Genomic DNA, 14,444 nt, shown 5'->3' on the forward strand with positions numbered 1-14,444 from the left:
GGGTGGCTTTTTGTTTTATTATTTTAATTTAAACGAACTTTTCAAGGAAACAATCCGATTAAAGACAATCTTTTCTTTTGTCGTATGCTTTGGATCGACATTAAAATAACCGTGTCGGAAGAACTGGAATTTATCGTGTGGCTTGACGTTCTCCATATTTGGCTCAATAAAGCCTTGAACCACTTCTAACGAATTTTTGTTCACGTAATCAAGGAATGTTTTTTCTTCTGCTTCATCAGCCTCTGCATCAGCGTCTGAAATAAGCGGTTCATACAGTCTGAACTCTGCCGGCAAAGCGTGTTTGGCATCGACCCAGTGGATCGTTCCTTTTACTTTTCGGCCTGTAAAGCCGGAGCCGCTCTTCGTTTCTGGATCATATGTGCAACGAAGCTCGATCACTTCTCCGTTTTCATCTTTAATGACTTCTTCGCATTTGATGAAATAAGCATGCTTTAGACGGACTTCATTGCCAGGGAACAGACGGAAGTATTTCTTCGGCGGATTCTCCATAAAGTCTTCTTGCTCGACGTAAATCTCTCTGGAGAATGGGATTTTTCGCATGCCCATTTCCGGGTTTTCTGGATTAATTTCTGCATCCAGCCATTCCACCTGATCTTCCGGGTAGTTCGTGATAACGACTTTTAAAGGCTTTAAGATGCCCATTGTGCGCGGTGCCGTCAGCTTGAGGTCTTCTCTAACGAAGTGTTCAAGCATCGCTTCATCCACGACACCAGAGCCTTTAGATACGCCTGTTTCCTTTACAAACTCACGAATAGCAGCAGGCGTGTAGCCTTTCCGACGAAGACCTGAAATAGTTGGCAGGCGGGGGTCATCCCAGCCATCGACAATTCCTTCATCAACGAGCTGCTTTAGTTTTCGTTTGCTCATTACTGTATTAGAAATATTCAGGCGGCCAAACTCAATTTGCTGTGGTTGGTGCTCCATCTCGCATTCTTCTACCACCCAGTTGTAAAGAGGGCGTTGATCTTCAAATTCTGTTGTACAAAGAGAGTGAGTAACTCCTTCAATAGCATCTTCCAATGGATGAGCAAAGGCATACATCGGATAAATGCACCACTTATCGCCAGTATTATGATGGGATGCGTGAGATACACGGTAGATAACAGGATCACGCAAGTTAATGTTTGGTGAAGCCATGTCAATCTTCGCACGCAGAACTTTTTCTCCGTTTCCAAATTCACCTTTGCGCATGCGTTCAAATAAGTCGAGATTTTCTTCAATTGTCCGATTGCGATATGGACTTTCTTTTCCTGGCTCTGTAAGAGTTCCGCGGTATTCACGAATTTGGTCAGCTGTTAAATCGTCTACGTACGCTTTGCCTTTTTTAATAAGCAAAATAGCGCGGTTATACATTTCCTCAAAATAGTCAGAAGCAAAGCGGAGTTCTTCCCACTCATACCCGAGCCATTGGACGTCTTCTTTGATCGCATCTACATATTCTTGGTCTTCTTTTAACGGATTGGTATCATCAAAGCGCAAGTTTGTTTTGCCGTTAAAATCATCTGCTAGTCCAAAGTTAATAACGATTGATTTGGCGTGTCCGATATGAAGGTAACCATTTGGCTCTGGCGGAAAACGGGTAACGACGCGGTCGCGTTTTCCTGATTCTAAGTCTTCTTTTATAATCGTTTTAATAAAATTTGATGAATTGTGTTCCAAATTGCTACCAGCCTTTCTGTTTTTCCTATAGTTATTTCTCATTATAGTGAAATCAACCACATAAATCCATCATGAAAAGCGAAGGGAGACTCAGATAACATGTTATAATTGGGAAAAAGAACGAAGGAAGTGTGAGTATGCTCCAACAAGCGCGGCAATTATTACAATCTTATTTTGGCTACTCTGCTTTTCGCAGCGGGCAGGAGCAAGCAATTAGCCAAGTGCTTGAGGGGGAAAATACGATTTGTGTAATGCCAACGGGGGGCGGCAAATCGATGTGCTATCAAATCCCGGCTCTTGTTCTCCCTGGGATGACCGTCGTCATCTCTCCGTTAATTTCACTAATGAAAGATCAAGTAGATGCTTTGCTGGCGGCAGGGGTTCCTGCTGCCTATATTAATAGTTCCCTTAGTGCGGCTGAAGTACGCGACACGATGATCGCCGCGAGACAGGGGGAGTACAAGCTTTTATACATTGCTCCCGAACGGCTGGAATCTTATACGTTCATAGAAGACTTGAAGGAGATGCCGATTCCGCTCGTGGCCGTGGACGAGGCTCACTGTATCTCGCAGTGGGGGCATGACTTTCGGCCAAGCTACCGGCAAATTCAGCGCTTTACGGAGGCTTTGCCGCAAAATCCGGCTGTTCTGGCCTTAACGGCTACCGCCACTCCGAGAGTACGTGAAGATATTTGTCGACTGCTAAATATTAATGAATCCAATACAGTGATGACCGGGTTTGAAAGAGAGAATTTATCATTTTCTGTTATTCAGGGACAAGACCGTCTCGCTTTTATAAAAGACTACCTGGCGAAAAATGAAAAGGAAGCAGGCATTATTTATGCTGCTACAAGAAAAACAGTTGACCAGCTGTATGAGAGATTAAGTAAGAATAATATTTCAGTTGCCCGCTATCACGCGGGAATAAGTGATGAAGAGCGAGCGAGTGAACAGGACCGGTTTTTAACGGATCAAGCTGCTGTTATGGTCGCAACGAACGCTTTCGGCATGGGAATTGATAAGTCGAATATTCGTTATGTGATTCATTACCAGCTTCCAAAAAACATGGAAAGCTATTATCAGGAAGCAGGAAGGGCAGGAAGAGACGGACTAGACAGTGAGTGTATTTTGCTTTATTCATCACAAGATGTGCAAACGCAGCGTTTTTTAATTGACCAATCCCTTGAAAGAGACCGGATTCCTCAAGAGCTGGAAAAGCTGCAATCGATGATTGATTATTGCCATACAGAAAGCTGTCTGCAAAGTTATATTGTAAAATACTTCGGCGATGAAGCGGCAGAACCATGCGGCCGCTGCAGTAACTGCACGGATTCACGCACGGCAGTAGATGTAACGACAGAGGTGCAAATGGTATTATCGTGCGTCATCCGGATGGGGCAGCGTTACGGGAAATCAATTACTGCCCAAGTATTAACGGGATCTAAAAATAAAAAGATTATCGAATTTGGCTTTCATACGCTGTCAACATACGGCATTATGAAAGAAAAAAGTGTTAAAGAAGTCACCAATTTTATTGAGTTTTTAATTTCGCAGGAGCTTCTTGGTGTCGAGCATGGCACGTACCCTACTATTTTTGTAACGAGTAAGGGAAAAGACGTGCTTCTCGGTGAGCGGCGTGTTGAAAGAAAAGAAGCTGTACAGACAAAACAAATTACAGCGGATGATCCGTTGTTTGAAGAATTGCGAGCTTTAAGAAAAGCGCTCGCCGATGAAGCGGGTGTTCCGCCCTTTGTCATTTTTTCGGACCGGACACTAAAGGATATGTGTCTAAAGCTGCCACAGACAGAAGCTGAATTTCTTACAGTAAGTGGAGTTGGCAGCACGAAGCTTGAAAACTATGGACAGCTCTTTATGGAGGCGATCTCTGACTTTTGTAAAAACCATCCTGAAAGAGAAAAGGATACAGAAGCTGAAGTAGCTCCTCCAAAGAAAAAAGCAGTCGGTCAATCTCACTTGGACACATACGAACTACATCTTCAAAAGTTGACAGTAGAAGAAATTGCCGAACAAAGACAGCTCACCGTCAGCACCATTGAAAATCATTTACTGCAATGTGCCGACGAGGGGATGAAGGTTGACCTGTCACTGATGGTCCCTGAAAAAGATTGGCCGTTGCTGCAGGAAGCTGTACAGGCAGCAGGAAGAGAGAGATTAAAGCCAATTAAAGAGCAGGTGCCCGATCATATAACATACGGCATGATTAAAGCGTTCCTTGCTATAGGGACTCCAGAAGGGGCAATGGCAAGGAAAGAATAAAACAGAAGAAACTGCTGCCGGAAGTGATGGGATCATTTCCGGCAGCAGTTTTTTATTGGTTTTAATGGATTATTAGGTATCCTTTTTATAAAAGTCGAGAAAAAATAGGAATAATTGTCACCAATGAGGGAAATGTGTAATTGTAACGGAGCATTAACCCGGGAAAGGAGGCGAGAATATGAGCAGACATCATCTAACTGCGGTCCTCATAAAGTTTGTAGCTCTCACGGCTATTCTGTATATTGCTTTAGGAGTGATTATGGATACTCCAGTAACAGATATCCTTATTATGGGAGTAGTATTAACAGCCGTCTCGTATATCCTCGGCGATCTGATGGTCTTGCCGGCTGCCGGAAATTCACTAGCTGTTCTTGGTGATATTGTTCTAGCAACGTTACTTTTATGGATAATGGGTAACGTAATGGATAATAGTGCTGGCGCCTTGGTTAACGCACTTGCTGTTGCCTTCTTTTTAGGAGTCGGCGAATGGTTCTTCCACAATTACATGCAAGAGAAAGTGTTGGAAACACGATATAAAGATCCAGAGCATGTGTAAAGATCAGAACAGCCCGTTGGGAAGTAGAATGGGCTGTCTTTTTATTTGAATGATAGTTGACAAAAAACAAAAAGAATGATAAGATTATTTGTTCAAGGATAAAGTAACTTATGACGTTTATATATAATTGGCGTTCTGCTATGTTTTAAATGTAATACTTACTCACACTGGAGCGGCTTCGGAGCCGCAAGGACTTAAGAGAAGGCAGGGCTTAGGTCGTTTAGGTTTACCATAAACGACGATGTAGAATATAACCGCGGCGGTTCATTTCACAAAGAAATTTGTTTCATGGGAAGCGTTGTGAGTTACAAATAAATGAAAAACAATCTGATGAAGCCTAGGCAGTTCGGTTTTGGAGTATAAAATCGTATTGGAAAGGTAACATCACAAAAGATTTAAAAAACGCTCAGAATGAACACTTCTTCTCTGAGCGTTTTTTTTATGCCTTATAATAGAATAACTGATTAGCTTCTATTAGCTGATTTAATTCAAGAAGAACAGGCAAAAATAGCACCAATCTATTTGATATAATGTTTTTTAAAGTCTGGATGGATGGAAAATTTGCGACGTAAATTGACGAGGTTTTTCCCAAAACTTTCTTCTAAAAGGTCTTTGTGTTTCTCCATAATTTCCATGAGATACAAATCGTGAATCATGAATTCTGTAATAGGCATGACTAAACCTACATGCATCGTCCAGGCTGCACGGCTATCCTTGCCTAACGAGACGATCCCTGCTACTACTTCTGAATCATCCCCGCTAATAACAATCCATCTTCCACCATACTCTTCTGTAATTTTATGCCCCATATAATGGAGATAGACGTTAGCAAAATCAGAGACGATTTCTCCATAAGCAATAATGGTTACATCGACCCCTCTTTCTGATGCTTGTCTTAGTTCAGACTCCAACTCTTCAAATTCTTCTTTCCAAACCTCTAAGAGAATTCTTTTTTGAGCAGATACTATACAAGCTTTTACCTTATCGAGTATTTCATTGCGTCCCGTGATATTCCAGATGTTCTCACGATCATTTGCAGAACGTTCAAACTCCGCCAATGATTTTTCAGCCAGTTGAAGGTTTGCTTCTGCTTTTATTCGACGGCTTTTAATTAGCTCCTTGGCAGGAACAGGCGTATATTGTGGTGTGCTTCCAGGACTAACTAGAATATCTCCGCGCATAGCGAGATTGTCTAGAACTTCATAAATTTTTGAACGTGGCACACCAGAGTTTTTTGCTACTGCATAGCCGGTTAGCGGTGATTCTTCCAGCAAAGTAAGATATGCTTTCGCCTCATATTCAGTAAAATCTAGATTTTTTAATATTGCTAAAATGTTTCCTTTCATAAGCCCTCCAACACAAACTTAGTTGCACACTTTGTAATTGATATTCTAACAAAATCTGTTGATTTTTTCCAAGAGCATCTGATATACTTTCAAAAAAGTAGTTACCTAAGTAGTCACTATAAAAAAGGGAGGGAGAAATAGTATGGGTAGCTTACTAACATACATATCAATTGCTGCAATGATGGTTATTATACCTGGAGCAGATACTATGCTCCTCGTGAAGAATACGCTTCGCTATGGAAAAAAAGCTGGGCATTATACCGTTCTTGGAATGGCAGCAGGACTTTCTTTTTGGACGTTAATCGCTATTCTCGGATTATCTGTTGTCATTGCAAAGTCTGTGATTCTTTTCAATACTATTAAATATTTGGGGGCTGCTTACTTAATTTATTTGGGTATCAAAAGTTTTTTTGCCAAAAGCGCCTTCTCTTTAAAGGAGATTCAAGCTCAAGCCAATGCCCCTATGGAGTTTTCAAATCGGCATAATAAAGAGTCCTTTATGCAAGCACTGCTTAGTAATGTTCTTAACCCAAAGACTGTTTTAGTTTATATAACAATCATGCCGCAATTTATTAATTTGAAGGAAAATGTAAATCAGCAATTGATTGTATTGGCCTTAATTCTAACGCTGCTCGCTGTATTGTGGTTTTTATTTCTTGTTAGTTTAATTGATTACGCAAAAAAATGGTTGAACAACTCTAGATTCCAGAAGGCATTCCAAAAATCAACGGGCTTGCTTTTAGTAGGCTTTGGTATAAAAACAGGCATTTAAATTCCACTGCTAACACGTATATCAATAAAATAAGCAGCCCAATTCTATTGCTGATTGGACTGCTCTTTTATGTGCCATGCTGTTGAGAAATGCTCGCTTTCTTGCGGTGTGCAAGACCCGTATAGTCATCCTGTTACGTACCTTGAAAGACGATTGCTTCAATACAGAATGGAAGAAAATCAACATTGCTATATCGAAATTACACGCTTTCCGGCTGCTTTTTTCGCTTAGGGATTGGCAGTTTCAATTTTACATTCTCCGCCATGATGTTAAGGGCTGTTCCGAGCTGTTTAAGCGACTCTGGTGTCCGCTTGGCTGCATCTACTGTAAATAAAACAGCTTCCTTTTTTTCTTCCATATCTTGCTTAATGTTTTCTTGTGTCGCTTTTAATTTTTCTGCTTCTGCCTGAATCACCTCTTGCTTCGTCTTCAGACGATCTGATACCGCTTGCAGGTGATCGATTTTTGGCTTCATTGATTTATAAATGCTAAATCCGGAAATGCCGAGGTAAATAAGCGCCCCGATTACAATAGCTAAACTGATCCATCCGATAATTTCCATCTATGTTCCTCCTCTTCATTCCATTATGTATTATAAACTCTACCCTTTATTGTAAACGATCTAACGAAAAAATATCGGTAAAAAAGTTCGAACACTTTACTTTCGAATTATTTTAGATTATTTTTGATGCGAAAAGCACAGCCTATTCACGAAGAAAATAAAACACGCTATATAGACTAGAAACAAAGAATAGTTTAAACACTGGAAAGGTTTGTTTTTTTATAACAAGGCAAGGGAAAAGCTGAATAACGAAACATAGAGAGAAGAGAGGAGTTAACATGGAACAGGAAGTAGAATTTATTCCAGTAGAGAAGTCTTTTTTTCAGCAGCCTACGCTGCGATTAGCTGAGTCGCTGCTAGGCTGTTTATTAGTAAAAGAAACGGAAGAGGGAGTAGCAGCTGGATTTATCGTAGAAACGGAAGCCTATAAGGGGCCTATGGATCGGGCTGCACACAGCTTTAATAATCGCCGGACGAAGCGAACAGAGATTATGTTTCATGAAGCAGGACATGTATATACGTATGTTATGCATACACACTGTCTTGTGAACGTTGTATCCGCAGAAAAAGATGTACCTGAAGCGGTGCTCATCCGAGCAGTAGAGCCCTATGAAGGAATTGATTTAATGATTGAAAGAAGGGGAGGAACCTCGCTGAAAAACTTAACGAGCGGCCCGGGAAAATTAACGAAAGCATTAGGAATCACAATGGAGGATTACGGCCGCCGCTTTGATGAACCGCCCCTCTATATCGGAAAAGGGTTCACACCTAAAGACATTTCAACAGGTCCGCGCATCGGCATCGACAACTCGGGAGAGGCAAAGGATTATCCGTGGAGGTTTTGGGTAACAGGCAATGAATTTGTGTCAAGGTAAAAAGGCAGCGCATCAAGCGCTGCCTTTTATCGTTGCTGCCATTTTCTTCGCCGGCGAAGCATCCATTCCTCTAGTGAGCCGGAGCCGAGCAGTACACCGGGAACAATGAGCAGTAAGCCGATGAAATGAGCCGGCAAAATGGCCTCTCCAAGAAATAGGGAGGCGCCGATTAAAGAGAAAAAGGTATTTAGATTTAAAAAGATAGAGGCCTCTGCGGCGCCAATTTGTCCAATGGCCCGGTTGTAGACCATGTGGCCGAGCGCGGTCGCCAAAATAGCAGAAAAGAAGAAAGCAGTCCAAACAGCAGGGGTTCCATTCGTCAGACTTTCTAATCCCGATGGCTCTTTCCATAAGCTGATTAGAAAGAGAATGACAGAACCAATTAGCAGCATGTAACCGGTTAACAGCCGCGGATCTAATGTTTCGGCGGCCTTTTTAATGACGATAAAGCTCAGTGCTTGCGATAAAATCGACAAAAAAACGTTAAAATCCCCTGTCGAAGCCGCTGTAACGCCTCCACTGCCGGCGAGAACAGTAAAGCTGACTCCGGCACCACCGAGAAGAAAACCGAGGAAGCGGATTTTGGTTGGCCGCTGTTTTAATAAAGCCATGGACAGAATAGCTGTCAGCAGGGGACCAAGCCCAAGGATTAAGCCGCCATTAGCCGCTGTTGTTTTCGATAGGCCCTCTGATAAAAAATAATGATGGCCCACGACGCTAAGGAAGGCTCCGCCAACTATGTAAATCCATTCATTGTGACGAGGCCTGCGAACTTTGCCAAGTATCCCAAGCGTAAGAAAGACCGTGATCGCTGCTGCAAAAATTCTGCATGCTGTAATGGTAACGGGCGTAAAGTGCTCCACTAGTATTTTAATAATGGATACGTTGATTCCCCACATTAGCATGATTGCCGTTAAAATGAAATAAACTCTGGAACCACTCACAATAAGCCGCCCTTCTTGTATAAAAACTTTACTAGTTATTATAGCAGGAAAAAAGAAAAATCTGCCGAATATCCGGCAGATTTATCCAGGGAATTTTTCTTCACTTGATGAGTTGTCTTTCGTGGCGTGCTCGTTCTTCTCTTCTTCTTGTTCCATTCGTAAATCTTCTAACGGAATAGAATCTACTGTTTGTTCACTCTTAAATTTATCGTATAGGCTTTCTTTATCGGTTTTCATTTGATCCGGGTTATCCATATTGCTTTTACCGAATCCTTTTTTAATTTCTTTAGCCATCAGGCCACCTCCATTAGTATTTAATGAATAAATACCCGTTTTTAAAGGAAGGTTAAACCTTTGAATATTTTTGTTTAGGTTTTAGTGAACGGGGAAAACAGGAGATGTACAACGAAAAAACAAAGGAGTGAATGCAATATGATGAATCATGGTAATGAAAAACAAATTGTTGGTGTTTATGATAATCATACAGAAGCTGTAGAGGCAATTGAGGATTTAAAACGCCAAGGCTATCGTGCAGATGAAATCTCCGTTATTAGTAAAGAGCGTGATGATGTAGAGTATGTAGAAGAAACAACTGATACAAAAGCTGAAGAAGGAGCAGCAACAGGAGCGGCTACTGGAGGTATCCTCGGTGGTTTAGCGGGTGTAGCTGCTGGTGCCGGAGCACTTGCTATTCCTGGGATCGGCCCCATCATAGCAGCTGGTCCAATTGTAGCGGGTCTGACAGGGGCAGCCGCTGGAGCTGGAGCTGGAGGATTAACAGGCGCTCTGATCGGCCTGGGTATTCCAGAAGAAGATGCTGACCGTTACAATGAGTATGTAAAAGAAGGAAAAATGCTCGTATTAGTAGACCGTGATGCTGGTATGGTCAACAGAGATACCCATGACTTAGGAACAGGCGCAGATCGGATGGTCGTGCGCGGAGATCATGATCTCGACGGCTTGAATTCAGACAATCGCCTCGACAATAGAGGCTTATAATAAATATAAAAGGACAGGACTATTCATTTAAGTAGTCCCGATACAGTGAGGAACATGTAAAAAAACAGGTGAAATAACATACTAAAACGGAGTATGTTTAGCACCATAAATAGCAGTACAAGCAGCAAACCAAGAACGCTTGGATTCTAATGTCCGAGCGTTCTTGGTTTGCTTATTTATTGTCTTGTTCAGCTAGCCCTCGTTAATTTAAGTGAAATTCCTCACCATCGTACAAGAAAGCAGCCTTCCGCAGTTCTCTAATACGCTTTTATTTTCTTGTAAAAATTCATACAAAAATTTTCTTTGGTATGCTAAATTATCAATATAATTGAAAAAATGAGGGTTGGAAATGCAGTATATAATTTTTGCTTGCAGTTTAGTGTTTGTTTTTTTTAACAACACTGTTATAAGTAATTTACTCTTGGCAAATCAAAACACTCAACATTTAAGAACACGTTTTTTTAGGCTTCTGCATTTCGTGAAGTTTACTCCAGTTATTGCCTTTACCATATTACTGTTTTTAGTTTTAACATATTTTCATAGTAACACAGAGATTAGGTTATCCCACGCTTGGTATGATTCACAATTTTGGGCGTATACTGCTCTTTTATACTGCTTCTTTAAATTAACTAAAAATAAACTTAGTCTTATTTTTGCAGCGATGTCGTTTTTTATTGCCGTTTATAATACGCCGCTTTTTCATTATGAAAGCTTATTTTATGGTCGCTATATTATAGTTTCTGACCTTTTTGGAATATTGATGTTTCTTTCTATGTGGATTACAATTTCAAAAGTTACTGCTAGAATACGGTTTTAAGAAAGCTTGGTTTAATCCAAGCTTTTTCATATTTGAAAACAATGTTATTATTTAAATCTATTTTTGATTCCTAAAGTAAATTGCCTGTTAATTTAAAAATATTTCTTCACACACTCCGTACATATTTTAATACGATATTATAATTACCTGCTTGATGTCTTGAAAAACAAGTTATCTCCAAAGAGACTTTATCGACAACATAAAAAGACAGACCCAATTAATGGGTCTGTTTTTTTACTAATGCTTTAATCGGTTTTCCGTCTATGAAAGCAGGAGGTTGGAGATCCATTAATTCATAAACAGTTGGGGCAATATCGATAGTAGATATATGCTTCTTTATCTTGCCGTGGCTGAGTCCTTTTCCATAAGCATAGAAGACAGGCTCAAGCTCTTTTCTCTCTGGATTGCCCCCGTGACTGCCAAGCTTGACTGTTGGTTCAATAGCTTTTTTAGCATCTTTGCCCATCAAATAACCAGGAGCTGCTGCTAACACGATATCTCCAGCATTTGGATCATTGAAGCTGTCAGCCTTTTTTCGGTCTGTTTCCATAATTTTTTCATAAGGATTTTCTTTCTTATCTCGTAAGATGTCAAAGAAGCTAACGAGCGTATCCTTTGTTTCATCCCATCCATGTTCGCTGTGACGCCATTCTTTATAATGACTCTTTAATAATTCTTTCCGGGAAGCTAATTTTCTTTCGTCTTTAATCTCTTTAAATGCCTGTGTGATTCGGTTTTGGACGTCCTCGTATTCTTTCGGATCAACAATCCCGCCTTTTTCTCGACCCTTTAAATTAATGTATACATGAGCGATAGATCCGCTGGCTACAGCGTATGCTTTTGATTTCGAAAGGTCGACGTGTCCCTTTTCATCAACCTGTAGAAGACCAGCTTTCTTCAACTCATAGTTAGGTGATAAGCGTGAATGAATGGGCTCCATCCCATGGTCTGAGACGATAAATAATTGATCTGCCTTTGTCATAGCATCCATCGTTTTCCCAATTACGTCATCGGCTTGCTTATACGCCCATTTAATGTGAGACTCATATTGTTCCACTGTTTTTTTACTGTAGCCAGGCTGGCGGGGGTCCGTTAACAAGAAAGTATGCTCTTCCAAGTCGATATGCGGCTCGTAAAACATAAGCAAATCTGGCTTGTATTTTTCTTTAATAAATAACGAGGTTTCTAGCATCCAATTAGAGAAGTTTTCATTAATTTCTTCATATTCCTTTCGTGAAATCCATCCCTTCTGATAGGAAGGGAGGTCATCTTGATCAGGAAAGAAGCCGAACTGCTTAACAATTTCTTGTTTAAACCCATCGGGACCCTTAATCTGCCCAGTCGTCACCGCTGTTCGATAAAACTTAACATCATTTAGTGTTTTTTTGCTGCCTTTTACCTTAAATATAAATCCAGCTGTATCGGCATTTTTAACGTACAAAGGCATATGCCCCCATTTATTGAGACTAGCGGAAGCTGACTGTTTCGAAAAAGCTAGATTCTCAGACAAATAGAAATGATCATAATCTTTTTGGTTATTATCTGAAGAATCAATGGCTAGAATATGTAAAAGAACATCCTTCTTTCCTTTTAACTTTATTTTTATCGCTGCGGCTTGAGGTTCGGAAAAGCTCTTAGGTGTGTTTTTTAAGTGCTTCACTGGTTTAAAATGGAGCTTGCGATAATCACTTTCAGCAAGCACGTTCCCATAATAAATGGAATAGTCAGCCTCATTTTTCTGTTTTGGGTTGGAGCCAGGGAATCCGACCGCGGCTGTTACTTTTCCTTGCTGCTTAGCTTCTCTCCAAAGAGGAGCTACCTTGATTGTTGCGTTGAAAGCATCTTTCGTATTCGTTAATTTACGTCCCTTATAATGAAATTCGTTACTGACGAAGCCCGTTTTTTCCGGCTTAGCCCCCGTCGCAATAGAGGCATGAGAAGCAGCCGTCAAAGAAGGGAAAACGGTTGTTATGTTTTCAGCATAAGAGCCTTCTTTTTTTAACTTTTTTAAGTGGGGCATGCTGCCATCCTCTATATATTTCTCCGCAAAGTCATGCCGCATTCCATCAAAGGAAAGAATCATCATTGTTCCCTTTTCAGAATCTGCCGACACAGTCACTGGAAGAAGGGTAGAGGTGAACAGTAAAAAAACTGTGAGTGTTTTTTTAAGAAAGCGACAGTGCGGTATTTTGAATGATTTCTTGTTGTCCATTGCTTTTTCTCCTTTAGTTGATAATCTAAAAAACTGCCTAAACATTCATTCCACTTTTTTTAGGAGTTAAAACCTTTTAGCCGGGGATTGCGAAATCCACAAAAGTTTTTCATAATGGAAGAACAACGACACCAGTAAGAGCGGTGAAGAAAAGGAGTTTATATGACTATACAATTTTCTGTTTTAAATACAATGAAGCCATTTTTACAAGAAGCTTGGGAGAAAGCGGGCTTTCCAGCACCGACGCCTATTCAGGAAAAAGCAGTGCCTGTTATTCTTGAGGGGGCAGATGTCATTGCAGAGTCGCCGACCGGTACAGGGAAAACGCTTGCCTATTTACTGCCGCTGCTTGAAAAGGTGGACCCTGCTAAAAAAGCTGTACAAGCAGTTATTCTCGCTTCTTCAAGGGAGCTTGTTATGCAGATTTCTGATGAAATTCGCCAGTGGGGCGGCGGCATTACGAGTGCTGCTTTTATCGGTGGAGCGAATGTTAAACGTCAGCTGGAAAAGCTGAAAAAACAGCCGCAAGTCGTCGCTGGCACACCAGGACGAATTCACGAGCTTATTCAAATGAAAAAATTAAAAATGCATGAAGTAAAGCTATTAGTTCTAGATGAGGGGGATCAATTGCTCGTTCCAGAGCATATAAAGGGGCTAGAAGCCATTATTAAGTCCACCATGAAGGATCGTCAGCTTGTTCTATTTTCAGCGACGATGCCGGAAAAAACAGCTGTTCTGGCAAAAGAGTGGATGAAAAATCCTCTGATGATTAAGGTTGAAAAGAAAGATTTGCCTGCTTCTCAAGTGGACCATTTTTATTTTGTGTGCGACCGCCGGGAGAGAAACCTATTCGTCGAGCGGATTATGCGCGGCTTCGATCCAGAGAGAATGCTGGCATTTGTTAAAGATATTGGCGAAGTGAATGTTTTTTCAGAAAAGCTTGCCTACAAGGGGTTTACCAATGGTATTCTTCACGGTGAATTAGGGAAACAAGAACGGGCAAATGCCTTAAAGCAATTTCGAGAGGGCAAGCTAACGTTACTATTTGCGACAGACGTAGCAGCGAGAGGTTTAGATATTAAAGGATTAAGCCATGTGCTGCAGTTTGATATGCCCAAAGATGCAACGCAATATACACATAGAGCGGGGCGGACAGGGCGTTCTGGCCAGGCCGGCACTGTTATTACACTTATAACGGAAAGAGAAGAGCGGGACTTAAAGAAAATAGCAAAAGAACTAGGCATTCAGCTCGTCAAGAAAGAGTTTTTTAAAGGAAAGCCTGTTGATGCAGTAGAAAGACCAGTAAGCAACAAAAGAAGAGCCGACAAATAATTGTCGGCTCTTCTTTTGTTGGCAAGCGCTCGCTTTCTTTGTTGCTCGCCTGCCTGCAGTGCTCATGACCTTG

The 14,444-nt window shown here is 41.1% G+C and carries 12 protein-coding genes; 6 read left to right on the forward strand and 6 right to left on the reverse strand.

What is annotated here, in order from left to right; genetic code table 11:
- Positions 1 to 18: 18 nt before the first annotated feature.
- Positions 19 to 1,680, reverse strand: a complete 1,662-nt coding sequence (locus AC623_RS02545; protein WP_049660269.1) for a glutamine--tRNA ligase/YqeY domain fusion protein — start codon at positions 1,678 to 1,680, stop codon at positions 19 to 21.
- A 137-nt stretch (positions 1,681 to 1,817) separates the two neighbouring features.
- On the opposite strand from AC623_RS02545, the gene recQ reads away from it, so the two are divergent.
- Together recQ and AC623_RS02555 are read left to right on the forward strand one after the other, a co-directional pair.
- Complete coding sequence (gene recQ, locus AC623_RS02550; RefSeq protein ID WP_049660271.1) at positions 1,818 to 3,956, forward strand: DNA helicase RecQ; 2,139 nt, start codon at positions 1,818 to 1,820, stop codon at positions 3,954 to 3,956.
- Between the two features lie 178 nt (positions 3,957 to 4,134).
- Positions 4,135 to 4,512 (forward strand): DUF2512 family protein, encoded by a 378-nt coding sequence (locus tag AC623_RS02555; RefSeq protein WP_049660274.1) that lies wholly within the window; start codon positions 4,135 to 4,137, stop codon positions 4,510 to 4,512.
- Positions 4,513 to 5,030: 518 nt separating this feature from the next.
- Here the strand turns inward: AC623_RS02555 and AC623_RS02560 are convergent.
- Positions 5,031 to 5,858, reverse strand: a complete 828-nt coding sequence (locus AC623_RS02560) for a TrmB family transcriptional regulator (RefSeq protein ID WP_049660275.1) — start codon at positions 5,856 to 5,858, stop codon at positions 5,031 to 5,033.
- 142 nt (positions 5,859 to 6,000) lie between these two features.
- Here AC623_RS02560 and AC623_RS02565 point away from each other — a divergent pair, with 142 nt between their 5' ends.
- Positions 6,001 to 6,630: a homoserine/threonine efflux transporter gene (locus AC623_RS02565; RefSeq protein ID WP_049660276.1), complete on the forward strand. Its 630-nt coding sequence runs from the start codon at positions 6,001 to 6,003 to the stop codon at positions 6,628 to 6,630.
- A 199-nt stretch (positions 6,631 to 6,829) separates the two neighbouring features.
- Here the strand turns inward: AC623_RS02565 and AC623_RS02570 are convergent, their stop codons facing one another.
- Positions 6,830 to 7,192 carry a DUF948 domain-containing protein gene (locus tag AC623_RS02570; protein WP_049660277.1) on the reverse strand — a complete coding sequence of 121 codons (363 nt, stop codon included), beginning with the start codon at positions 7,190 to 7,192 and terminating at the stop codon, positions 6,830 to 6,832.
- Positions 7,193 to 7,470: 278 nt separating this feature from the next.
- Between AC623_RS02570 and AC623_RS02575 the strand changes: the two genes are divergently transcribed.
- The gene (locus AC623_RS02575; RefSeq protein ID WP_049660279.1) at positions 7,471 to 8,067 is read left to right on the forward strand and encodes a DNA-3-methyladenine glycosylase; all 597 of its coding nucleotides are present in this window, start codon (positions 7,471 to 7,473) and stop codon (positions 8,065 to 8,067) included.
- 26 nt (positions 8,068 to 8,093) lie between these two features.
- Here the strand turns inward: AC623_RS02575 and AC623_RS02580 are convergent, their stop codons facing one another.
- Positions 8,094 to 9,011, reverse strand: coding sequence for a DMT family transporter (locus AC623_RS02580; protein ID WP_049660281.1), 918 nt, complete (start codon positions 9,009 to 9,011; stop codon positions 8,094 to 8,096).
- A gap of 81 nt (positions 9,012 to 9,092) precedes the next feature.
- A complete protein-coding gene (locus AC623_RS02585; RefSeq protein WP_049660283.1) occupies positions 9,093 to 9,305 on the reverse strand; it encodes a hypothetical protein in 213 nt (70 codons plus the stop codon).
- 138 nt (positions 9,306 to 9,443) lie between these two features.
- Here AC623_RS02585 and AC623_RS02590 point away from each other — a divergent pair, with 138 nt between their 5' ends.
- On the forward strand, positions 9,444 to 10,010 hold the full coding sequence (locus AC623_RS02590) for a general stress protein (RefSeq protein WP_231603338.1): 567 nt from the start codon (positions 9,444 to 9,446) through the stop codon (positions 10,008 to 10,010).
- A 1,034-nt stretch (positions 10,011 to 11,044) separates the two neighbouring features.
- Here AC623_RS02590 and AC623_RS02600 read toward each other — a convergent pair.
- On the reverse strand, positions 11,045 to 13,039 hold the full coding sequence (locus AC623_RS02600; protein ID WP_049660287.1) for an alkaline phosphatase family protein: 1,995 nt from the start codon (positions 13,037 to 13,039) through the stop codon (positions 11,045 to 11,047).
- A gap of 162 nt (positions 13,040 to 13,201) precedes the next feature.
- On the opposite strand from AC623_RS02600, the gene AC623_RS02605 reads away from it, so the two are divergent.
- Positions 13,202 to 14,371 carry a DEAD/DEAH box helicase gene (locus AC623_RS02605; RefSeq protein ID WP_049660290.1) on the forward strand — a complete coding sequence of 390 codons (1,170 nt, stop codon included), beginning with the start codon at positions 13,202 to 13,204 and terminating at the stop codon, positions 14,369 to 14,371.
- Positions 14,372 to 14,444 lie beyond the last annotated feature (73 nt).

The sequence above is a fragment of the Bacillus sp. FJAT-27231 genome, assembly GCF_001183975.1.
Classification (GTDB): domain Bacteria; phylum Bacillota; class Bacilli; order Bacillales; family Domibacillaceae; genus Pseudobacillus; species Pseudobacillus wudalianchiensis.